Annotated in this window: 21 protein-coding genes and 1 other RNA gene; 18 read left to right on the top strand and 4 right to left on the bottom strand. The window is 57.5% G+C overall.

Going from position 1 to position 22,346, the window contains the following annotated elements:
* The first annotated feature begins 297 nt into the window (after nucleotides 1–297).
* The 3 genes from rfbB to galE are packed head-to-tail and all read left to right on the top strand — an operon-like array spanning nucleotide 298 to nucleotide 3,736.
* The gene (rfbB, locus tag ACP7B9_RS08770; protein ID WP_425862561.1) at nucleotides 298–1,296 is read left to right on the top strand and encodes a dTDP-glucose 4,6-dehydratase; all 999 of its coding nucleotides are present in this window, start codon (nucleotides 298–300) and stop codon (nucleotides 1,294–1,296) included.
* Nucleotides 1,297–1,299: 3 nt separating this feature from the next.
* Nucleotides 1,300–2,721, top strand: coding sequence for a sugar nucleotide-binding protein (locus tag ACP7B9_RS08765; RefSeq protein WP_425862560.1), 1,422 nt, complete (start codon nucleotides 1,300–1,302; stop codon nucleotides 2,719–2,721).
* A gap of 1 nt (nucleotide 2,722) precedes the next feature.
* Nucleotides 2,723–3,736, top strand: coding sequence for a UDP-glucose 4-epimerase GalE (gene galE, locus ACP7B9_RS08760; RefSeq protein ID WP_425862559.1), 1,014 nt, complete (start codon nucleotides 2,723–2,725; stop codon nucleotides 3,734–3,736).
* A 140-nt stretch (nucleotides 3,737–3,876) separates the two neighbouring features.
* On the opposite strand, the gene ACP7B9_RS08755 is transcribed toward galE, so the two are convergent.
* Nucleotides 3,877–4,803, bottom strand: a complete 927-nt coding sequence (locus ACP7B9_RS08755; protein WP_425862558.1) for a CAP domain-containing protein — start codon at nucleotides 4,801–4,803, stop codon at nucleotides 3,877–3,879.
* 288 nt (nucleotides 4,804–5,091) lie between these two features.
* Between ACP7B9_RS08755 and ACP7B9_RS08750 the strand changes: the two genes are divergently transcribed.
* From ACP7B9_RS08750 to ssrA, 14 genes are all read left to right on the top strand, one after another.
* On the top strand, nucleotides 5,092–7,230 hold the full coding sequence (locus ACP7B9_RS08750) for an acyltransferase family protein (RefSeq protein WP_425862557.1): 2,139 nt from the start codon (nucleotides 5,092–5,094) through the stop codon (nucleotides 7,228–7,230).
* A 116-nt stretch (nucleotides 7,231–7,346) separates the two neighbouring features.
* The gene (locus ACP7B9_RS08745; RefSeq protein ID WP_425862555.1) at nucleotides 7,347–8,570 is read left to right on the top strand and encodes a CpaF family protein; all 1,224 of its coding nucleotides are present in this window, start codon (nucleotides 7,347–7,349) and stop codon (nucleotides 8,568–8,570) included.
* Nucleotides 8,570–9,424, top strand: a complete 855-nt coding sequence (locus ACP7B9_RS08740; protein WP_425862553.1) for a type II secretion system F family protein — start codon at nucleotides 8,570–8,572, stop codon at nucleotides 9,422–9,424. The genes ACP7B9_RS08745 and ACP7B9_RS08740 overlap by 1 nt, the downstream gene beginning before the upstream one ends.
* The gene (locus ACP7B9_RS08735) at nucleotides 9,421–10,359 is read left to right on the top strand and encodes a type II secretion system F family protein (protein ID WP_425862551.1); all 939 of its coding nucleotides are present in this window, start codon (nucleotides 9,421–9,423) and stop codon (nucleotides 10,357–10,359) included. The genes ACP7B9_RS08740 and ACP7B9_RS08735 overlap by 4 nt, the downstream gene beginning before the upstream one ends.
* Nucleotides 10,360–10,743: 384 nt before the next feature.
* A complete protein-coding gene (locus ACP7B9_RS08730; RefSeq protein ID WP_425862550.1) occupies nucleotides 10,744–11,091 on the top strand; it encodes a TadE/TadG family type IV pilus assembly protein in 348 nt (115 codons plus the stop codon).
* 82 nt (nucleotides 11,092–11,173) lie between these two features.
* Complete coding sequence (locus ACP7B9_RS08725) at nucleotides 11,174–11,560, top strand: hypothetical protein (RefSeq protein WP_425862549.1); 387 nt, start codon at nucleotides 11,174–11,176, stop codon at nucleotides 11,558–11,560.
* Entirely contained in the window at nucleotides 11,557–12,048 is a 492-nt protein-coding gene (locus ACP7B9_RS08720) for a pilus assembly protein TadG-related protein (RefSeq protein ID WP_425862545.1), read from the top strand. The genes ACP7B9_RS08725 and ACP7B9_RS08720 overlap by 4 nt, the downstream gene beginning before the upstream one ends.
* Before the next feature lie 56 nt (nucleotides 12,049–12,104).
* The gene (gene prfB, locus ACP7B9_RS08715; protein ID WP_425862544.1) at nucleotides 12,105–13,223 is read left to right on the top strand and encodes a peptide chain release factor 2; all 1,119 of its coding nucleotides are present in this window, start codon (nucleotides 12,105–12,107) and stop codon (nucleotides 13,221–13,223) included.
* A gap of 219 nt (nucleotides 13,224–13,442) precedes the next feature.
* Entirely contained in the window at nucleotides 13,443–14,363 is a 921-nt protein-coding gene (ftsE, locus tag ACP7B9_RS08710; RefSeq protein ID WP_425862542.1) for a cell division ATP-binding protein FtsE, read from the top strand.
* Nucleotides 14,360–15,274 (top strand): permease-like cell division protein FtsX, encoded by a 915-nt coding sequence (ftsX, locus tag ACP7B9_RS08705; protein WP_425862541.1) that lies wholly within the window; start codon nucleotides 14,360–14,362, stop codon nucleotides 15,272–15,274. Before ftsE ends, ftsX begins: the two co-directional genes overlap by 4 nt.
* A gap of 201 nt (nucleotides 15,275–15,475) precedes the next feature.
* Nucleotides 15,476–16,882, top strand: coding sequence for a peptidoglycan DD-metalloendopeptidase family protein (locus ACP7B9_RS08700; protein WP_425862539.1), 1,407 nt, complete (start codon nucleotides 15,476–15,478; stop codon nucleotides 16,880–16,882).
* Nucleotides 16,883–17,029: 147 nt separating this feature from the next.
* Nucleotides 17,030–17,509 (top strand): SsrA-binding protein SmpB, encoded by a 480-nt coding sequence (gene smpB, locus ACP7B9_RS08695; RefSeq protein ID WP_425862537.1) that lies wholly within the window; start codon nucleotides 17,030–17,032, stop codon nucleotides 17,507–17,509.
* 22 nt (nucleotides 17,510–17,531) lie between these two features.
* Complete coding sequence (locus tag ACP7B9_RS08690; protein ID WP_425862536.1) at nucleotides 17,532–18,806, top strand: glycoside hydrolase family 3 N-terminal domain-containing protein; 1,275 nt, start codon at nucleotides 17,532–17,534, stop codon at nucleotides 18,804–18,806.
* A 90-nt stretch (nucleotides 18,807–18,896) separates the two neighbouring features.
* Nucleotides 18,897–19,262, top strand: a transfer-messenger RNA (tmRNA) gene (gene ssrA / locus ACP7B9_RS08685).
* A gap of 539 nt (nucleotides 19,263–19,801) precedes the next feature.
* On the opposite strand, the gene ACP7B9_RS08680 is transcribed toward ssrA, so the two are convergent.
* The 3 genes from ACP7B9_RS08680 to ACP7B9_RS08670 form a co-directional block, all read right to left on the bottom strand.
* Entirely contained in the window at nucleotides 19,802–20,509 is a 708-nt protein-coding gene (locus ACP7B9_RS08680; protein ID WP_425862534.1) for a hypothetical protein, read from the bottom strand.
* On the bottom strand, nucleotides 20,506–21,240 hold the full coding sequence (locus ACP7B9_RS08675) for a hypothetical protein (protein WP_425862532.1): 735 nt from the start codon (nucleotides 21,238–21,240) through the stop codon (nucleotides 20,506–20,508). The genes ACP7B9_RS08680 and ACP7B9_RS08675 overlap by 4 nt, the downstream gene beginning before the upstream one ends.
* A 78-nt stretch (nucleotides 21,241–21,318) precedes the next feature.
* Nucleotides 21,319–21,711, bottom strand: a complete 393-nt coding sequence (locus ACP7B9_RS08670) for a hypothetical protein (RefSeq protein WP_425862531.1) — start codon at nucleotides 21,709–21,711, stop codon at nucleotides 21,319–21,321.
* Between the two features lie 301 nt (nucleotides 21,712–22,012).
* Here ACP7B9_RS08670 and ACP7B9_RS08665 point away from each other — a divergent pair, with 301 nt between their 5' ends.
* A complete protein-coding gene (locus ACP7B9_RS08665; protein WP_425862529.1) occupies nucleotides 22,013–22,312 on the top strand; it encodes a DUF4193 domain-containing protein in 300 nt (99 codons plus the stop codon).
* Nucleotides 22,313–22,346: the final 34 nt, after the last annotated feature.

The following is a 22,346-nucleotide window of genomic DNA, read 5'->3' as shown; positions in this document are numbered from 1 at the left end:
TCAAACAGATCGACGGCGGCTAGCCGCTGCTCGATGGTCAATGAACTACTTTTACGCATAAAAAACTCCCCGAAAGTAAGGAACTGAATTATTCAGTCCAACTTTCGGGGAGCAGTTCAAAACGGCAAAGTTGGAACGGGAGCGTTGGACGTCATGACAGTTGCCTAACATTGCGTCGCTCACCAATGGTGTCAATGGTACTTACCATAATGCAGCGACTGGTGAGAATTCCCGTTTGAAGGCGCTCCAGTCCCCGTGTTTCCCAGAGGAAGTGGTGTATTCCCGTATGCTGGAACTATGCGAAATCTTCTTGTAACCGGTGGTGCCGGGTTCATTGGTTCCAACTTTGTCCATTACGTTCTTGACCACACTGACCTGCATGTGACGGTGTTGGACAAGCTCACTTATGCCGGAAATATGGCGTCTTTGGAGGGTTTGCCCTCTGATCGCTTTGCTTTTGTTCAGGGCGATATTTGTGATGCTGAACTTGTCGATGGCCTGGTGGCCAATGCGGATGCTGTGGTGCATTACGCGGCCGAGTCCCACAATGACAACTCGCTGCATGATCCCCGCCCCTTCCTTGATACGAACATCATCGGTACGTACACGTTGATCGAAGCGGCCCGGAAACATAACAAGCGTTTCCACCACATCTCCACCGATGAGGTCTATGGAGACCTGGAACTCGATGATCCGCAGCGGTTCACGGAAGAAACCCCGTACGCTCCCTCGAGCCCGTATTCCTCCACGAAGGCCGGCTCGGATCTGTTGGTACGTGCTTGGGTGCGTTCCTTTGGCCTGCAGGCCACCATCAGCAATTGCTCCAATAACTATGGCCCGTTCCAGCACGTGGAAAAGTTCATTCCCCGCCAGATCACTAACGTCATCGACGGTATCCGTCCCAAGCTATACGGCAAGGGCGAGAACGTGCGTGACTGGATCCATGCCGATGACCACTCCTCGGCAGTGTTGGCGATCCTGGAAAAGGGCCGGATCGGTGAAACCTACCTGATCGGTGCTGACGGGGAAAAGAACAACAAGGACGTCGTTGAACAGATCCTCACCCACATGGGTTTGCCCGCCGATGCGTATGATCACGTCATCGACCGCCCAGGTCATGACCTGCGCTACGCCATTGAATCGGAAAAGCTCCGCACCGAACTGGGCTGGACCCCGTCATTCGCTAACTTTGATGCAGGCATCAAAGACACCATCAAGTGGTACCAGGACAATGAGGCGTGGTGGCGCCCGCAGAAGGCTCAGACCGAAGCTAAGTACAAGGAACAGGGCCAGTAGATCATGACGATTGAGTTCTCCAAACAACTCAAAGCCACCACGACCCCCATTCCCGGTGTTGTGCTCTATGACCTTCCCGTGCACGGGGACAACCGGGGATGGTTCAAGGAAAACTGGCAACGCGAGAAGATGCTGGCCCTAGGCTTGCCCGATTTCTCCCCGGTGCAGAACAACATCTCCTTCAATGAAAAAGCTGGCACCACCCGCGGGATCCATGCCGAGCCATGGGATAAATTCATCTCTGTCGCCACGGGCAAGATCTTCGGCGCCTGGGTTGACCTGCGTGAGGGCGAGTCCTTCGGTGCCGTGTTTACCGCAGAGCTGGACCCCTCGCAAGCGATCTTCATCCCCCGCGGGGTAGGCAACGCCTTCCAGACCCTTGAAGACGACACGGCGTACACGTACCTCGTCAATGACCACTGGTCAGCTGACGCCCAAGGCCAGTACACGTTCTTGAACCTCGCCGACGAGACCGCGGCTATTGCCTGGCCCATCCCGCTGGCTCAGGCAGAGCTCTCCGATAAGGACAAAGCCCACCCGCGTTTGACCGAGGTCATCCCGATGCCCCCGAAGAAGACCCTGATTCTGGGTGCTGACGGTCAACTCGGCAAAGCACTACGTGCCACCTACGCTGGCGACACAAGCGTGGAATTCGCGGCAAGAGCGGACTTTGACCTGACCGCGGAGGCCTCTTATGCCGACCGGAATTGGAAGAACTACTCCACGATCATCAACGCCGCCGCGTACACCGCCGTCGACACCGCCGAGACACCCGAGGGGCGCGCCGCGTCGTGGGCTATCAACGTCACCGCCGTCGCGAACCTGGCCAAGGTCGCCACGGAGCATGGGATCACCCTCGTGCACGTTTCCAGTGACTACGTCTTTGACGGGACCGCCGACAACCATGACGAACACGAAGCCCTGACACCCTTGGGTGTTTACGGTCAGTCCAAGGCCGCCGGAGACGCCATTGTGTCAACAGTGCCCCGCCACTACATCGTGCGTACCAGCTGGGTCATCGGGGAAGGCAACAACTTCGTGCGCACCATGGCCTCACTTGCGGCCCGCGGGATCGCTCCCGGTGTAGTCAATGACCAGATCGGCCGGTTGAGTTTCACCGAAGACATCGCCGCCGGCATCAAACACCTGCTGGAAACAGACACTGACCATGGTGTGTACAACCTCAGCAACGACGGTGAACCCCAATCCTGGGCGGACATCGCCTCGGACGTGTACGAACTCACCGGCCACAGCCGCGACCAGGTCACCGGGGTTAGCACCGAGGACTACTTCAAGGGCAAAAGCGCCGCGCCCCGTCCGCTTCAAAGCACCATGGACCTGAGTAAAATCAAGGCCGCAGGGTTCGAACCGGCAACGGTGAAGCAACGGTTGGCAGAATATTTAGATGAAGGTGCAAACGCATAATATGAAAGTTTTGGTAACCGGCGGAGCCGGCTATATCGGGTCACACACGGTCCTTTGCTTACTTGAAGCTGGACACAGTGTTGTTGTGCTGGACAATCTGGCAAATTCCTCCGTTGAATCTTTACGCAGGGTGGAGGAGCTCGCTGGAAAACATCCGGAGTTCATTGAACTGGACTTGCTTGATGCGCAGGGAGTTGACTCGCTGTTCGCCACATCTGGCTTTGACGCGGTGATTCATTTTGCTGGGCTCAAGGCGGTAGGGGAGTCGGTTGCAGAGCCGCTACGGTACTACCAAAACAATATTGTGGGAACCCTGAATTTGCTCGCCTCCATGGACAAACATGGCGTCCGGACCTTGGTATTCAGTTCTTCAGCGACCGTATACGGTGCCAGCGAAGAAGTGCCGCTGGTTGAGAAGATGCCGTTGGACGCCACAAATCCCTACGGGCGTACCAAGGAGCAGATCGAAGACATACTCTCCGATCTTGGGGCAGCCGACCCCACGTGGCGTGTGGCGCTGCTGCGTTACTTCAACCCTGTCGGTGCACATGAGTCAGGCCGTATTGGCGAAGACCCCACGGGTATTCCCAACAACTTGCTGCCATTTGTGGCCCAGGTTGCGGTGGGACGTCGTGAAAAGGTCATGGTGTTCGGCAATGACTACCCAACGCCGGATGGTACAGGCGTGCGAGATTACATCCACGTCATGGATCTCGCGGCCGGACATCTGGCCGCCTTGGATTATCTTCCGACTCATCAAGGCGTATTCCGCTGGAATTTGGGATCAGGCAACGGGTCCTCCGTGCTGGATGTCATTCAGGCGTTTGGTGATGCAGCAGGAAAACCTGTCCCGTTTGAATTTGCGCCGCGGCGTCCGGGGGATACTGCCGTTAGCTACGCTGACCCCTCGGCGGCATTAGCGGACCTTGGGTGGTCTGCACACCGGAACTTGATGCAGATGTGTGAGGATCACTGGCGGTGGCAGTTTAATAACCCCCAGGGCTACAGCCAATAAGTCTAAATCAGGGCCGCCCCTCACCTGCGACGGTGAGGGGCGGCCTTTTTGTCGGCCGACTAGTGACCTATTGCAGAAACAACGCAGACTAGAGCGCGGTCGTTGAACGACGAATACGGGCTGCGGTTTGCCGTTGTGAGCTAGTAAGTGTTCACAACACGGATTTCCACGGCCTCGATACGCAGGCTCTGACCAACGGTGCCTGCAACCTCACCGTCGTTGACCCAGGGCATCCACCCAATATTTTGAACATGGACGCGGTATCTGAATTTAATGTTGGGCATGGTCGACTTTAATTGGATGGCTTCCATCCTCTTGCTTTTACCAACGGTGCCAATAGTGGGTGACTCGGTATTCTGCCATGGCATCCACCCCTCGTCTTGGACGTGAGCGCGTGCGAGCTGTCCTGATCCAGAAAGGTTGAGAGCCTCCAGGCGCATGCTTCGGCCCACCGTGCCAGCTACAAGGCCATTGGCCACCATGGATTGCCAGCCCTCGTTTTGGACGTGGCCTGCGTAGGCATAATCAACGGGAGGCTTTGGCCATTCCGGTACGGTCGGTTGGAGGAGCCTACTGGTTGCATAGCCGGCGATATTGGCAACGACCACAGTCATCGATCCGTATTCGTACTTGGTCGTTTTTACCTGTCCCACGCCCATGTCGGTGGCCCGTGGATTTAGAAGAGCTGCCCGGTGTGCCGGCGAGGCCATCCACCAGTCAACAATCTGCTGTGCATTATTGTTGATCCCAATAATTTCGGAGTACATGTCCGGCCCCTTGGGGAGAATGGACAGACCGGAGTCGGAGCGATGGATCGTTGTCATGTTGAGTGTGCCAGCATTAATGCGGTTGTTGATCTCCTTTGCCCACGCTTGAGATCCTAGAGAGATTGCCTCGTTGAAGACCACGGGTGGTGCACCGTTTTCGGCCCTGTATGCATTGGTTATTTCCATCACTTTGGCGACGAACGGGTCTTTCGGGGTGGCTGCAGTCGATGAAGAACTCCCTACGATCAGTAGGGTGGCCGCTAATATTGCTGCAGATAGCAACGAAATGGTCTTGTGCATCGGTGAACTTTCATTGGGGAACATGGGTTGCAGTCAATCATGCGTCATTTTTCACTAACGGGCTGTCGGAACACGTAAGAGCAGGTCCCGAAAAGACCCGCCGTGGCGCCTTGGTGGGACATGCAGTGGCCGAGCCGGTCAAGCTTCCAGACCACAAATTGTCGCCGGAACGCAGGGAACGGGCAGGCAAGAAGATTGGGGCGGTCGTACCTAGCGCCGGGGGCTGAAGTACCGGACCACGGCGTCATCCGGGTAAACTCTTCTGGGGGATTCAAATGGCGTTCGTATTTGAGCGTCACCTATCTTGAGGTGCTATCTAGAATGTCGCTTGTCACTGGGGAACGATCCAGGAACCGAAACCATCGGCGCGCAACTGCCCTGTCGAATCGTCCGCAGCGGAATGATCAACGCAAATTCTTGCCCGAAGTGCAGGGCTTGCGAGCCGTTGCCGTTCTGATGGTGGTGGCCTACCACGTATGGTTCGGGCGCATATCCGGCGGTGTGGACATCTTCTTGCTGATTTCAGCTTTCCTGTTGACGGGGCAGTTCACCCGCAAGCTGGAAAGTGGCCGGGCCTTGGAACTTTTCAAGTACTGGGCGCACCTGTTTAAGCGGCTGCTGCCGTTGATTGTAGTCACCCTGCTCTTGACACTCCTTGGCACATATTTGTTTCTGCCGGAGACGCGTTGGACCGCCACGTTCGGGCAAACATGGGCCTCCCTGTTTTACTACCAAAACTGGTTTCTGGCGGCCGAGTCGGTGGACTATTACGCAACAGACCATAGCGCCGCAAGCCCTCTGCAACACTTTTGGTCCCTCTCCATTCAAGGACAGATTTTTATTCTGTGGCCCTTGATTTTTGCCATGGGTGCGGCCATCGCGCGCGCAGGAAAGCTCAGGATTCGGGCTGTGCTCCTGTACCTCTTCGGGGCTGTGTTTTCCGTTTCGCTCGTTTTCTCGATCATCACGACCCACACCAATCAGGCGTTTGCGTATTTCGATACCCGCACCCGATTGTGGGAGTTTGCCTTGGGGTCAATGCTTGCTTTGATCCTGCCGTATCTGGATTTCAAACGGTCTACTCGGATCGTATTGGGATGGCTGGGCATTGTCGCCATGCTTTCGTGCGGCCTGATCTTGCAGGTGGGGCAGCAATTCCCCGGCTATATGGCGTTGTGGCCAACATTGGCCGCAGCATTCGTCATTATTGCCGGATTCACGGGCAGCAAATTCGGAGCCGACAGGTTCCTCAGCTGGAAGCCTTTGGTAAAGCTTGGCGACAGCTCATATGCCCTTTACCTGTTCCACTGGCCGCTGTTGGTGCTCTTTCTGGTGGTTACCGGGCGTGACCATGCCGGGCCGAGGGCCGGCACAATCATTATCGCGGTCTCATTGGTGGCGGCGCTTCTGGCAACGAAGTTCATTGACACCCCACTCCGCCGAAACAAGTGGATTGAGCAGAAGCGGCGCAGGGCATTACTGACGATTGCTGTCTGCATTGCGTTAGTTGCCGCACCGCTGAGTGCGTGGCAATTGAAGATACACGCGGAGGAAATGGCCCTTCAAGCTCAAGATGAGGCTGCGCAATCCGAAGTCTTCAGGAACTATCCGGGTGCCTTGGCCCTGCAACCGGGCTTTGTGGATGCAGCCGACCCTGATCTGCCGTTGAGGCCCGCACTTACCGCCCTGGATAAGCAATGGGTGACTTATGGCAAGGCGTGTGAAGGATCGCTGGCTCCAGCAGACGGAACGCTGACAGACAATTGTGCGCAAACTGAGCTGACCCAGAAGCCGAAAAAGACAATAGTGGTGGTGGGGGATTCTCACGCGCAGCAATTTTCCGGAGCACTGAATGAAGTGGCCCGGAAGAACAACTGGCAAGTGGTAGCACTGCTGCTCGGGGGCTGTGACTTTGGGGCCGAGAACGTCTCATCAGGCCGTAGCGAAAAATGTGTCGAGTTCAATAAATCTGCGCTGGATTATGTGCTCAAGCTAAAACCGGATGCTGTCTTCACAGTGGCAACGAAGTCGGTCGCGGACTCTCCCGACGAACATGTGCCGGCCGGTTATGAAACTGCCGTCCGGTCCATTGCCAGCGAAGGAATTGACGTCATAGGCGTTCGCGACAACCCACGATTCGTGGGCAACATGGCATCGTGCGTGGCAAAATCGGGCTCCGAGTCATGTGCGTTCCAAGAGGCGACCCACTTGGCGGCAAGCAACCCCGCTGAATCATTGAACCAGATCGACGGTACCCACATAATCGACCTTACGGACCAACTCTGCAAGGACGGAACCTGCAATCCGGTAGTGGGAAATGTACTGGTCTACCTGGACCAAAATCACCTCACATGGGATTTTGCCAAGACTATGGCGCCTGCTCTCGGCGAACGAATTGCTGCTGCAACCGGCTGGAAAGTGAAGTAGGCCGTTCGGCCCAAAGTTATCCACATATCGACTTTCCCTATGGCGCTCCTCATATAACGAGGGCTAGGCTCCTGAACACAGAGTTCAGGACACCGCGAGGGGCGGGAGTGGTCTGATTGGATGCGCTCGCATTAGTTGAGGATGAAGTTAGGGAACTCATCCGCCGGAAGGGACTTGATCCGCTCCGGCAGGGTCAGGACGTCCGTGCCTTGATTGATGCGGCCGTCAATGACTACGGTGAGCGGTCCCTACTTGGCGCGGTCCCGGCCTTCCTCCATGGGGACGATGTCAAACGTGCGGTATATAACGCCGTCGCTGGTTTCGGGGCCTTGCAGCCCTTCCTTGACGATCCTGACATTGAAGAGATCTGGATGAATGCGCCGGATCAAGTATTTATTGCCCGGCATGGCGAGTCAGAACTGACCGGGGTTACCTTCACTCCTCAACAGGTGCGTGACCTGGTTGAAAGAATGCTGAAGAGCTCAGGTCGCCGCCTCGATTTGAGCAGCCCCTTCGTGGACGCGGCGCTTCCCGACGGGAGCCGTCTTCACGTGGTCATTCCGGACATTACCAAGGCGCACTGGGCTGTCAACATCCGAAAGTTCACTGCCCGCGCAAGCCGCCTTGACCACCTCGTGGAACTTGGCTCTCTCACCCCGCAGGCAGCCAGATTCCTCGGAGCGGCCGTCAGTAGCGGACTGAACATTCTAGTTTCTGGCGCGACGCAGGCTGGCAAGACCACCATGCTTAACTGCTTGGCCGCAGGGGTTGGCTCGCGAGAACGCGTGGTGACGGTGGAGGAAATCTTCGAACTGAAACTGCCACTGAGAGACGTGGTCGGCCTGCAATGCCGCCAGCCCAATCTTGAAGGCATGGGCGAGATTCCGCTAAGACGCCTCGTCAAGGAAGCGCTCCGCATGCGGCCGGACAGATTGATCGTCGGTGAAGTCCGTGAGGCTGAAAGCCTTGACATGCTAATTGCACTAAATAGTGGGCTTCCCGGCATGGCGAGCGTGCACGCTAACTCGGCCCACGATGCCGTCGTCAAGATCTGCACGCTCCCACTGCTCGCCGGCGAAAACATCACAGCAGCCTTCGTGGTCCCCACGGTCGCTGCCTGCATCGACCTTGTGGTGCACTGCGTCCGGGCGCCAAATGGCCGGCGCAGCGTGGGAGAAATCCTCGCCCTGGGGCGCCGTGTCGAAAACGGCATTATCGAATCTGGGCTCATTTTCAGCACTGTCAATGGGAGGCTCACAGCCTCAGAAACAGCCATGCCGGCGCCAGAAAAATTTACGGCAGCAGGGTACAACATCGCGGCACTCATGGGAGAGCCCTGATGTCGGCCGTCGTGGGCCTCCTTGCCGGGATGGGCTTGTTCCTGATCTGGAACGCCTGCTGGAGCACGCCCGTGAGCCAGCCGCGCATCGGGCGAGGCAGTCGACTGGAGCGACTCCTGCAGCGAGCCGGCGTCCCCCAAGTCACGCCCACTTCCCTCATGCTCAGCTCTACAGGTCTGGCCATGCTCATGGCGCTGGTGGTGCTGGTCATTACCGGCGCCCCTGCCATAGCAGTCTGCTTCGGACTATTTAGCGGATACCTTCCCATCGCGCTGCTCAATATGAGAGCCCGACGCCGGTCCGCTGCCATGCGCGAAATCTGGCCTGACGTTGTGGACCACTTACGCTCGGCCATTCGGGCCGGTTTGTCCCTCCCCGAAGCCTTGGCCCAGTTGGGAACCAAAGGCCCCATGCAGCTACGGGAAGAGTTTCAAGCCTTCGGGGCGGACTACAGGGCGTCGGGCCACTTTGAAGGAGCTCTACAAAAGCTGAAAGGCGCCCTTGCCGATCCGGTGGCCGATCGAATCATTGAAGCGTTGCGCCTTACCCGTGATGTGGGTGGCTCCGATCTCGGCAGGCTGCTCGGCACGCTTTCGGAGTTCCTGCGTGACCATGCCCGCACGCGAAGCGAGTTGGAGGCCAGGCAATCGTGGACGGTCAGCGCCGCCAGGCTGGCGGTAGCTGCGCCGTGGATAGTGCTGATGCTCATGGCTACCAGGCCAGAAGCTATTGGAGCTTACAACTCTCCCGCAGGGTGGGCCGTGCTGGGTGGCGGTCTTCTGGTATCCATAGTGTGCTATCGGGTGATGCTGCGCATCGGTGCCCTACCTGAAGAACAGCGGGTGCTGCAATGAACACCCATGCGGCGGTGGTCCTCGGACTGGGACTCCTCATGGGTTCGGGTCTATGGTTGACGTTTGTCAGGATCCCCGCCATGCGTAAGACCAGTTTTTCTCAGCGAGTTGAACCTCAATTGCGCTCCGTGGCCAGCAGATCCAAGTTGTTGGACGTCGATGATTCCAGCACACTCTTTGGCCCCTTGGAGAAAATCTTTCGGCTGGTCCTTTCTGACGCCGTTCACCGGTTGGGGCGCTTCAATGTCAGCGTCCATGGCCTCAGTGCCCGGCTGGAACAAGCTGGGAGAAACGGATCGGCTCTGGAGTTCCGGGCGGTTCAGCTGCTGTGTGCAGGCGCCGGGCTCATGGCAGGTGCCTTGTTCTCACTCATGTTGTTGTGGCGCGGCAACATCAACATCATGGGCGCGGTGGCTCTTACGCTGGGCCCCATGGTGTTTTGCTACCTCCTTTACGACTATCTGCTCGGTGCGCGAATTAAGAAGCGGCAGGCTCAGATGCTTGCCGAGTTCCCTGCTCTTGCCGAACTGATGGCCTTGGCCGTGGGTGCGGGGGAGAGTGCCGCCAGCGCACTAGACCGCGTGGCACGGTCTTCCAATGGCGTGCTTTCGGCAGAGTTCGGCAAAGTTCTAGCCCAGACAAGGACCGGCATGCCCTTGGTGGAAGCCTTGAATCAGTTCTCAGCCAGGGTCAACGTTGCCGCATTGTCCCGTTTTGTTGACGGCATCAGTGTCGCCGTCAATCGAGGAACGCCGCTGGCCGAGGTGCTCAGGGCACAGGCTCAGGACGTGCGCGACGTAGCCAAACGCGAACTTATGGAATCCGCGGGGCGGAAAGAAATCACCATGATGATTCCCCTAATCTTCGGCGTACTTCCACTGACAGTTGTCTTCGCGGTTTTTCCAGGCTTGGCCATGTTGCAAATGGGCTTTTAGATGGACACTGCCGAGAACATGAAACCTAGATCAACAGGCAAATTCACGCAACACCACAAGGAGGTAATGTCCGATGCATATCGTGGACAAATTATTGGGATGGGCAGTGGCACTGGTGATCAGTGCCAAACAGTGGCTGGGCCGTGTCAGAAGCCGTATGGCCCGACGGTTTCCAACGCTTTTCCCCGCCACAGAAAACTCCCGCGGCGACGTTCCAGGATGGGTTCTCATCACGCTTATGAGCGCGGTCTTGGTCGCTGGCTTGCTAGCCATAGCAGGGCCAGCACTGGAAAAGCTCTTCAATCAAGCCATGGACCAAGTTCAACCGTAGCTGGCAGCTCGCGCACCTCTGGACCCAGGAAGCTGAGGGAGGCTGGATCGGCCGTGGTTGATTTTGTTCTGGTCGGTGCACTTGTCACGCTCATCTTCATCGCGCTGATTCAATTGGCACTGGCCTTGCATGTGCGAAACACTGTGGCGGACGCTGCTTCATCAGCAGCCAGGTACGGAGCGCTGGGGGACCGGACGGCCGCCGATGCCAGGGAACGCGCCACGATGCTGGTGGGCAATGCCTTGGGATCAAATTACATCCAGGAAGTTTCAGTCAGCGTGGAGTCCCGAGATGGCTTGAATGTACTGAGCGTTTCCATCACGGCACCGTTGCCGGTGTTGGGGCTGTTCGGACCGCCGCGCACCTTGGAGATGACAGGTCATGCCGTCATTACAAGGTGAAAGGACTGAAACGGGGCGGGAGCATCCAAAAGTCGAGCCGGAGCAAGCCGCGGGCAGGCACACGCAGGAAGGCAGCGCGGTAGTGGAATTCATTTTCCTCGCCGTTCTGCTCATGGTGCCTGTCGTGTACTTGATCCTTACCGTGGGCCAGGTGCAAGGCGGCGCATACGCAGTAGTGGGAGCATCGGACCAAGCCGCCAAAGTGTTTGTCCTGCACAGTGATCTTCCCCAAGCACAACAAGCTGCCGAGCAAGCGGTCCACATGGCCATGGAAGACATGGGTTTTGATCCGGACAATGCCCAACTGACCATCAGCTGCGACGGCGGATGCTTCACGGCCGGAAGTACGGTCCGCGCCTACGTAGAATTGCGTGTTGAACTACCCGTGGTGGGCGCAGTGCCAGGGGTCAACGCCACGGCAGCCACGGTGGATTCAACCTCCACCCAAAAGGTGGGCCGATTCAAATGAGCTGGAATAGACAGCCGCACCGCGGCCCATCGGATCGAGACGCCACCACGGGGAGTAGCTCCCAAGAACACGGGCACGTGATGGTGTTGTTGATCGGCTACGTCCTTATAGTCCTCCTTTTAGTCACCGTCGTCGCCGCAGCAGGAAGTATTTACCTTGGCCACAAGAAACTACTCTCCATGGCAGACAGCGCGGCGCTCGCAGCCGCCGATACCTTTGAACTCAGCGGTGGCAGCGCCAGTAGCGATCCAGGAACCTTGCTCACTACTCAAGGCGTCTTGGCCGCCACGCAGACTTACTTGAACGGTACGGAAACACCCGTAGGGTTGGGCGGCATAGCCATTGATTCCGGGACCGGCGCCAGTGACGGGCACACAGCGCGGGTCAGCTTATCCGCCGTCGTGCATCCGCTGTTCATCAACTTTCTTGTTCCGGAAGGCATCAACATCACCGTAGCCAGCACGGCTCGGGCCAACCTGCTTCTGTGAAGTAGCTTCGGTGGACTGCCTGCATGGCCCTCGCGCATGCCGTAGGCTTGAATATCATGGCAGAGACTGACTTTCCCGCAGAAATCCGGGCACTACGCGCAACCTACATCTCGATCGAGCAAGTCTCCGAGGTGGAAAAACTCATCGAGAGCATCGAGGATTTGTCGGATCAGGCAGGTTCGCCCAATCTGTGGGATGACCCAGCTGCCGCGCAGAAGGTTACGTCCAAGCTCAGCCATGCACAGTCAAAGCTGGAGAAGCTACGCACGCTGGAAGCACGGATTGACGATCTGGAAGTTCTGGTCGAGCTGGCGCAAGAAGAGGGCGACGCCGACTCTCTCGCCGAGGCTGCCAAGGACCTTTCGGCGTTGCAGAAATCTTTGCAGGACCTCGAAATCGTGACGCTGCTGGCCGGTGAATACGATGATCGTGAAGCTGTTATCACCATCCGCTCGGGCGCCGGTGGCGTGGATGCTGCGGACTTCGCCCAGATGCTGCTGCGCATGTACCTGCGTTGGGCCGAACGCCACGGCTACCCGACCTCGGTGTTGGATACCTCGTACGCGGAAGAGGCCGGGCTGAAGTCCGCGACCTTCGAAGTGAAGGTCCCTTACGCATTCGGCACGCTCAGCGTTGAAGCCGGCACGCATCGCCTAGTCCGCATCAGCCCCTTCGACAACCAGGGCCGCCGCCAGACCTCCTTTGCCGCTGTCGAGGTCATCCCGCTGATCGAATCAACCGACAGTATCGAGATCCCAGACAACGATATCCGAGTGGATGTCTTCCGTTCTTCCGGCCCGGGTGGTCAATCCGTGAACACCACGGACTCCGCCGTGCGCCTGACCCACCTTCCCACCGGCACCGTGGTGTCGATGCAGAATGAAAAGTCGCAGATTCAAAACCGTGCTGCCGCCATGCGCGTGCTGCAATCGCGCCTACTGCTGCTGAAGCAGGCCGAGGAAAACGCGCAAAAGAAGGCCATGGCCGGAGACGTCAAAGCTTCTTGGGGAGATCAGATGCGTTCCTACGTGTTGAACCCGTACCAAATGGTCAAGGATCTGCGCACAGAACACGAAGTCGGCAACGCCGGCGCTGTTCTAGACGGCGAAATCGATGACTTCATCGACGCGGGAATTCGCTGGCGGGCCGACAACCGGAACGCCGAGAAAGCCTAGACAACGACTCGTCAACGACTCGGCAATACCTAGCCAACGGTCAACAAACCCAGCAATCGTGCGGATTCACAGTAATCATCCAGCATCGACACACCGCCGCGGAACCAGCAATCACCGGACGCGGCGCCTATAGTCAATATGCTGGCGGTTTCTTCCCCCGAGCCTCTGCCCGGCCGCCAGCATGCCAGCTCATTTTGCTGGCCGGGCAATGAAAAAGTCATGATTCGTTTTGAAAATGTGAGCATTGCTTACGACCGCAAGTCCAAGCCTGCGCTCGATGACGTTTCCTTGGATGTGCAGCGCGGCGAGTTCGTGTTCCTGGTGGGCTCCTCTGGGTCTGGCAAGTCCACGCTGCTTCGTCTCGTGTTGCGTGAACACAGGACTCCGCACGGGCAGATCTATGTCGCGGGGCAGAATGTTGCGACAGTGCCCAGCTGGCGTGTGCCCAAGTTCCGCCGCGGCATTGGTGTGGTCTTCCAGGACTTCCGCCTCATCCAAACCAAGACTGTTTTCGCCAACGTCGCTTATGCCATGCAGGTACTGGGCAAGTCCCGTGCCGCCATTCGCGCCGAGGTTCCGCGCGTGCTGGAACTTGTGGGCCTTGAGGACAAGGGACATCGCAAGCCCACCGAACTTTCCGGCGGTGAGCAGCAGCGTGTGGCCATTGCCCGCGCCATTGTGAACCAGCCCGGCATTCTTCTGGCCGATGAGCCCACGGGAAACCTGGACCCCACCACCAGCGCCGGCATCATGCAAATTCTGGACAAGATCAACCAAAACGGCACCACAGTGGTTATGGCCACGCACGACGACGACATCGTCAACTCAATGCGAAAGCGAGTCATTGAGCTCCGCGGCGGCAAGGTTGTTCGCGATGAAGCCAAGGCTCTCTACACGTCCACGATTCCGATCGTGCCAGCGGCAGGTGCGCCGTCCGCCGTCGAACCTTCCCTGAAGGACGACGCCGAACCCCAGACGCGCCGTCAACGGGCAGTCAGCGTCGCGGCAGAAAGTGACGCCGTAGCCGACGAGGCCATGCCGCCACGACTTGAACGCAGACGAGGGTTGCAGCCAGGCACTGAGGAGCCCGGCACGGAGACGACTTTCGGCTTGAAGAACATGAATGAGGACCAAAAGTGAGACTTGCTTTCATTATGAGCGAGTTGGGCAGCGGCCTGCGCCGCAACCTGACGATGGTCATTTCGGTAATCCTGGTGACCTTTGTGTCACTGACATTTGTCGGCACGGCAGGTCTGCTGCAAATGCAGATTGGCCAGCTCAAGGGCTTCTGGTACGACAAAGTGCAGGTGACCATTTACCTGTGCAACGATGTGCCAGCAAATACCAACTGCATTGCAGGTCCGGTTACGGATGACCAAAAGAAGGACATTGAGGGCATGCTGGAATCGGCAGCCGTCAAGCCTTACATCGAAAATTGGACCTTTGAATCTCAGGCCGATGCCCTGGGACACTTCCAGGAGCAGTTCGCGAACTCTCCCATGGTCGATTCGGTGGAGGCGACCAACCTGCCGTCATCGTTCCGCATCAAGCTGACGGATCCGGAAAAATACCAGATCATCAACGAAACGTTCTCGGCAACTCCCGGCGTGGACTCGGTGGTTGACCAGCGCAAGGTTCTCGAGAAACTGTTCTCGTGGATGAACATCGCTACCTACGTTGCGATTGCCGTTGCTGGACTGATGACGGTCTGTGCGGCATTGCTGATCGCCACCACCATCAGGCTCTCAGCGCAATCCCGTACCAGGGAGATTGAAATCATGCGTCTTGTGGGCGCTTCAAGGACGGTGATCCAGCTGCCATTCGTGTTGGAAGGCGTCATTGCGGCAACCATCGGTGCTTTGCTGGCCTCGGCCGCAGTGTGGTCTATTGTGCAGTTCTTCATGGGCGGATACTTGGCGGAGGCTAATTCGGGAACTCCGTTTATTTCAACCACTGACGCGTTCACGATCTACCCGGTATTGATCCTTCTTGGAGTGGTGTTGGCAGGAGTATCATCAGCCGTATCGCTCCGGAAAAACCTTAAAGTGTAAGATGAGGGTTGGCGCTGTTACGCAAGGGTCTCATGTAACCAGTGTTGCCAATGTTTTTGAGAGTAATTTTGGGTGGCAATTTTGAAGGAGCTATTGGGCATGAATTCGAAATCAAGCGGGGGAACTGGATCAGTGAAGTCACCCCCACTTGGGCGTAGTCTGCCCTATTCCCGTGTCGTCCCGAAGGTGGCTGGCAATGGCATGCGATCAGTGGCCCGCCGCACAAGCGGCGCCGTGATCGCACTTTTGGCCCTCGGATTGCTAGGGCTGGTACCTCCGGCGCAAGCCGATGATCTCAATGACAAGGCTGCCGCCCTTCAGCAACAAGCCCAAGATGTACAGACCTCACTTGAGTTTGTGGACTCCGGAATCGCCCAGTCGGCCGCTGATCTGGTCACGTACCAGGGACAGCTCCCGGGTGCCCAAGCAGCGTTAACTGATGCGCAAAATCGCGTCAGCGTTGCCACAGGAGTCGTAAGTTCACTCGCTGCCCGGATCGATCTGGCGCAGCAAAGCAAAGATAAGATCACCGCCCAGATCGCCGCCGATGCCGAAAAGGCCACGGAAACAAAGGCCATGATTGGCCAAATCGCCGCCCAGTCGTACAAGGCTGGTGGATTGCCTGTAAACCTCACACTGATTCTTGGTGCTGGTTCCACGAGCGATCTGGCGAACTCCATTGATCTTGCCGAGCAGGCACTGCGCAGCCAGACCGCCGCACTTGAGGCGCTGACGGCGCAAAAAGCCACGAATGAAAACGCCCAGGCCCGATTGGTTGCGGTTGAAGCGGAAATCAAGGACTTGAAGCAACAGGCCGAGGCTGCTTTGGCCGCTGAGCAGGTGGCCCGCGATGAGGCCGCCGCGAAGAAAGCTACTGTCGATAAGCTGATTGCCGATTCTGCGGCCTTGAACGCAAAGCTCGAAGCTGAGAAGCCGCGTATTCAGGCGCAGCTGAAGCAGGTTCAGGTACAACAACAATCCGTTAATGCCCAGATTGCTGAGATTCAGCGTAAAGAGCGCGAAGCGGCCGCCGCTGCCGCGAAGGCCGAAGCCGAGCGAGTTGCCCGCGAACAGGCCGCTGCCGCTGCGGCGGCCGCAGCGGCTAGTAACAATGGTGGCGGCTCTGCCCCCTATGTACCTGCTCCTTACGTTCCACCGGCACCTGGCAATGTCTCCGCTTTTGGCCTGCAGCATCCTTTCGCTGCCAGTGTTCCCATCACATCCCCGTTCGTCCGCAACCGACCGGTTCCTGCCGGAACTGCCGACTTCAACGGCACTGGTTACTACGACCACACCGGCATTGACTTTGGTGCCGCTTGTGGGACGCCGGTCTACGCACCCGCCGATGGCACTGTGCAGTTGGCCGGTCAAACTACAGTTGTTTGGGGCGGTGGCAATGTGCTGTGGATCAGCCACGGAGTGGTTCAGGGCAATGCCCTCATGACAGTTTTTTACCACAACTCCTCTGTTCTGGTCAGTGCCGGCCAGAGCGTCAAGCGCGGCCAACTGGTGGCTTACTCGGGTAGCACCGGCAACTCGACCGGTTGCCACGCCCACTTTGAGACATGGCTCAACGGCGCTCCCGTTGACCCGATGCTGCTGCTCTAATCAGTTGCTAAACTAGGGGCTTGCATCGCGGATCATCCGGGGTGCAAGCCTCTAGTCATTTCTGCAACAGTTATTTCTGCAACAGTCAGTTCTACAACCGCGGTCGCCAACGTTGCCGCGGCCAATCCAAACATGAGGGAGTCCGCTGTGCCTAAGGAAAGTGGCCTGAAGGTAGTGGCCACCAATCGCAAGGCCCGGCATGATTATCACATCATGGATACCTTCGAGGCCGGGTTGGTCTTGATGGGCACCGAGGTGAAATCCCTCCGTGAAGGCAGGGCATCCCTCGTGGACGGCTTTGCCACCTTCTACAATGACGAGTTGTGGCTCGAAGCGGTCTACATTCCGGAGTACTTGAACGGGAGCTGGACCAATCACACGGCCCGCCGCCGTCGCAAGCTTTTGTTGCATCGTGAAGAGCTCGAGAAGATCGATCGCAAGACCCGCGAGTCCGGCTTCACCATCGTGCCGTTGCAGCTGTATTTCAAGGACAGCAAGGCCAAGGTTGAGATCGCCATTGCCCGAGGCAAGAAGGATTACGACAAGCGGCAGTCCTTGCGGGAGAAGCAGGACAACCGTGAGGCATTGCGTGACATGCGGGCGAAGAACCGCGGAACCAGCGAGTAGCTGCCAACGAGGAAGGTAAGTCATGGCTCAGCTGTCAGCTCAACGCTGGTGGATGATCGGGGCCGGGCTAGTCGCTGCGGCGTTGGTAGCCATTCTTGCCATCGTATTCACCAGCAATAGGGCGCCTGCGCCCGTGGCAACGTCCAGCCCCGCCCCGTCTCCTACTGTAAGTACGACGGCGCCATCGCCTTCCAGTGCAAGCCCGGTTCCGGCGTCGTCCGCTCCTGCAACATCCGCCGCCGCAAGTGGGGGAGTGGCAGCGACGAAACTTGCCGAGCTGACCCTTGAACAGAAGCTCGGTCAGGTGCTCATGGTTTCCTCAGCTGTGACTGGTGCCGACGCCAATTCCTTGTATGCGCTCGACACCCTGTACGTGGGAAATGTGTTCATGAAGGGACGCAGCACCGCAGGGCAGGCCGAGATTGCAGCTCAAGTTTCGGCAGTAGCGGGCCATATTTCCGGGTCGCGGACCGCCGGCATTTTGCCTTTCGTGGCGACTGACCAGGAAGGCGGCATGGTGCAAATCATGCGCGGACCCGGCTTTGCCGAAATGCCCCAAGCCATTGAACAAGGTCAGCTAACCGCGTCGGCGTTGCAGGGAAAGGCCACCGAATGGGGCCAACAACTGGCTGACGTGGGTGTGAATGTGAACCTCGCGCCTGTCCTTGATACGGTTCCGGGAGCCGCCTTTGCGCCGCAGAACGCACCCATTGGGGCGTTTGGCCGGGAATTCGGATATACACCGGCTGCGGTTTCCAGCCACGGTATTGCCTTTGCCAAGGGAATGCAGGCGGCCGGCGTGGATGCAACGGTTAAGCATTTTCCCGGGCTGGGTCGGGTCACGGAAAATACGGATGTCGAAGCCAGCGTGGTGGATGCCATCACGGTTCGCAATGACGCCTATATTGCGCCGTTTCGCGATGCTGTGAAGGCTGGCGTGCCATGGTTGATGATTTCAAATGCCTCCTATCCCCAGATCGATGCCAAGGAGCTGGCACCGTTCTCTCCCGTCATCGTCAACGAGATGGTGCGTGGCGATCTTGGATTCAAGGGGATCATCGTCAGCGACGATATTTGCGACGCTGTCCAGGTGTCGTCCGTGCCCGTGTCCCAGCGAGGGGTCCTGTTCCTCAAAGCTGGTGGGACCATGGCCTTGTGTACGAACCAAAAGCTGCTTCCCCAAATGTATGCCGGGATGCTGGAAACGGCCCAGAGCGATCCCGCCTTTGCGAAGACGATCGACGCCGCAGCGTTGTTGGTTCTGACGATGAAAGTGGACCGCGGACTGGTCAAGTAGTTCTCCTGCGTGGAATATTTCACGTACCAGATGCGCTAGCATAGATAGACCACGTACGGTTTCGGCCGGATGTGGGTTGAAAAAACAATAGGGGATGATCGGTTTCGACGGTGTTAGTCGAGACAGGTGAAGCGGGTCGAGGATACAGGGTTATCTCGTAAACGATCTCTGTAAAACACAAGTGCTGACTCAAATCGCACTGACTTCGCTCTTGCTGCCTAAGCAGTAAGACAGTCCGTCAGCCCGGGAATGCTCTCGTCCCGGATACTGGCGTCATCTAGAGGGCCACTGCTCTAAGTTCTTGTTGTAGGCACTTAGGGGACTCTTATACAACTGGGCCTGGCAGCTACTTGTTTGCGAGATAGCTGGGGCCGAGAAAAACCGCTGCAAACTGCACCCGGAGAAGCCCTGACAAAGCAACATCGGACGGGAGTTCAATTCTCCCCATCTCCACATCCCTATTGGGACCTGTTCCCCGCCATTGCGGCGGGGGACGGGTCCTTTTTCTTTGCCCTCATTCGCAGGGTGAAAGCAGCGTCCAATATCGCCAAAAATCCAAGGTATGCCCGTTACGACCAATGAGAACGGTAAGGACACGTTTGAGAACTTGCCGGTTTTGAAGGATGGGGGACAGGGTTCCGGCCTCTACTCTGCTGGCGCCGTGATCGTAGACTCGAGCCGCCGTTGAGATTCAAAGCGTCCCCAGCAGCCCCACAGTACGTTCAGGGAACCCTACCGCCGAAGGGAAGCCGTGAGGGGCATGGGGGCCTTCCTGGCCAGTCTGTGAGCCACCTGCAAGTCTCATTGAAGTTCAGGGTCAGGCAGCGGAGGCTGCTTAAACTACTGAGTGGTGGGCCGGTTTAATAACCGGGCCACCACTCACCCCCAAAGTTTCGTATGCCGCCATTGGCAAACGTTGTTCACACATTCATTATTGTGCCAGATACTAATGGAAAAGTGTATATCCGTAGAAGCTATTTCCTGAAACGTGCGGGCTAGGCGCGTATGTGTCCACCTGCTGGGCGGCGAATGAACGACAACCAAACCATTACAAGCCCCGCAGCTACACACAAGATGGCACTAAAAGAAAAGATCTTCATGAGGCTCGAGTCGTGGAAAGGTGAAAACTGAACAGGAATTGTGAGGCAAACCAACACGAAGCCAAGACACATGAAAGAAGCTGCGATCCGGTCCAAAGCTGGCCGCTGTGACAAGGCGGCCCTTGCTGTGGGAGCAATCAGGCAAGCAGCAACATAGGCAATGTAGACAAATCCAAAACGCATGTAGAGCCCAACGGATGGCTGTTCAAAAAAGCCTGCCAGGCCTGTGCTGGATCCGCGCAAATCTGAGAGCAAGTAGGTAATCCAAATACCCGCCGAGCAGACAACGAGTACAGCAATGCCAATAGGGCCACGAACTAGCCTGACGGCCGTCGCGGATTCGTAGGCGGCAGCGATCTTGGCGGAGATGAGGAAGAAGACCGTAAATAGACTTAGCCGAAGTATGACATTCGCAAAATTATTGCCACCCAGTAAGGCATCCACGGGCAGGTAGATGCCGGGGATGCTCAGGGCAACGCACAGTGAAGCGGCCACAAACGACCAGAACAAGCTCCGGTTGCGTCCCTTGAGCAGGGCCGGGAAGCGCCACACCGAACACCCGATACATACGAACAATGACGTCCATTGCAAAATGGCGGTCATCCCAAGTTCTCCCAAACGCTCAGTGCGGAATTTGAATCATCTTCTGCCCGTCGCAAGATGCGGCTCACGGACTCCAGACGCTGTGCAGCCAAAGATGCCAATACGCTATTTGGAGTTGCCAACAAAGCTGCCTCCCTTGCTTCAGGTTCCCAGCCCGCTTCAGCGGGAGTCAGAAAACCTGTCGAAACAAGGCCGTTGGTCAATCCGACGCCGGCAATGCGGGCACTTACAATGGCAAGTTCAGCAGTCAATCGGTTGGCGGAAATCTGTGCCGAAAGGTTTTGAGGTGCGATGGACGCTTGTCGTGCCACCTTTTGCCGCAGGTCCGCAGTATCCACGGCATCCAGCCAGGCTCTCACAGAGGATCGGTGCGGTGCAGGCGCGAGTACAACCGGGATGCGCGGGGAGTCATTATCCGCGGCGAGGTTTCGGTTAAGAATCTCGGTCAGTAGATCGGCATCGGAAATCTGACTTAACAATTCCGCAGAACTGGGGGCTTTGATCCCGGCCGGTAGGTCTTCGAAGGCAGGAAAAGTGGCTAGGGACTGAACCACCGGCAAATCAAGGGATCGGCTAACGGCAGCAATTGTGGCCAGTGAAACCCGGCCACGAACGAGCTGCTGGGCCAAGGTCGAACGCTTGATTCCTGTTGCGCGACACAAGGCTGCGTGGCTGATGTCGCCGCCCACGGCGTTCAGCCACTGCTGAAATAATTTCGACGGGACTGTCACGGCTAGTAGCCTACCCGCTCTTGAACAGCGAGACTAAGGCCGGACGATCGCTTGTCCAGGGACGAACGTAGCGGTGGCTTAGGGATCCAGGGAATCAACGATTCCTCGAAAACGGCCACCTACGCCGTCGTACTCGCTACGGCGCCAACCGGCAGGGGGAGTTGGAAGCTCGTCATTGTCATGAAAATCGCAGATGACATAGGTGAAATCCGGCCACCATTTCTTGGGCCGGGCCACCTCAAGGAAATCGCACAAGTAGCAGCGAAGCTCAACCCAGACGGGTCGCTTGCCAGTGGCGTTGGCCCGGGACTGTGCCAGCCAGGCCGGGGGGTTGGCATCCATCGCGGCGACGTCTGCCGCCTTCATGCGTGAGGGGATACCGTTGCGGACGGCCATCTCGGGCGGAATATTAAGGGCCTGAGCCACTTGCCGGCGATTGAGCGACGCGTTTGAGGAAGAGTTGTTTGCCATGTTCCCTTAAGGATAAGGCGAAGGATGCTCGGTGGCGATTCCCGGCGTCGGGTATTGGCTTGAAGGGCGCCTGGAATCCACAAAAAAGGTGCCCGATCGGCCGTGAGAATCGACACTTTTGAGCGTCGCAATAAAGAAATCTTGAAGAAATTTCGCAAGAATACAACGAATTTCAAAGTCATCCCCTATGCTGTGGGAAAACAACGGGGTACTAAGGGCACGAATCCGGCTTTCAGGGGCTATGATAAGGCGCTGAAAGACCCAGCCACTACCACGAGCACTTCAGGAGTATGAAAACCGCATGGCAACGGATTACGACGCACCCCGCAACAAGGACGAAGACCACGAGACAGAATCGCTCCAGGCGCTTCAGGTTCAGCGTGGAGGTGCTCAGACGGCGCACATTGACGTCGAAGATTCAGACACGGCCGAAGGTACCGACCTTCCGGGTGCTGACCTCTCCAACGAAGAGCTCATCATCCAGGTCATCCCGGCCCAGGAAGACGAATTCACCTGTTCTTCCTGCTTCTTGGTTCGCCACCGCAGCCAGGTTGCGCGCGAGAAGAACGGCTTGTTCTACTGCAAGGACTGCGAAGGCTAGACTGCGTTTGACGCCGCCACAATTGGTGGCGCCT

The sequence above is a fragment of the Arthrobacter sp. TWP1-1 genome (genome assembly GCF_049897845.1).
Taxonomy (GTDB): domain Bacteria; phylum Actinomycetota; class Actinomycetes; order Actinomycetales; family Micrococcaceae; genus Specibacter.
The sequence above is the reverse complement of the archived record's forward strand: the minus strand, read 5'-3'. Positions and strand labels throughout refer to the sequence as shown.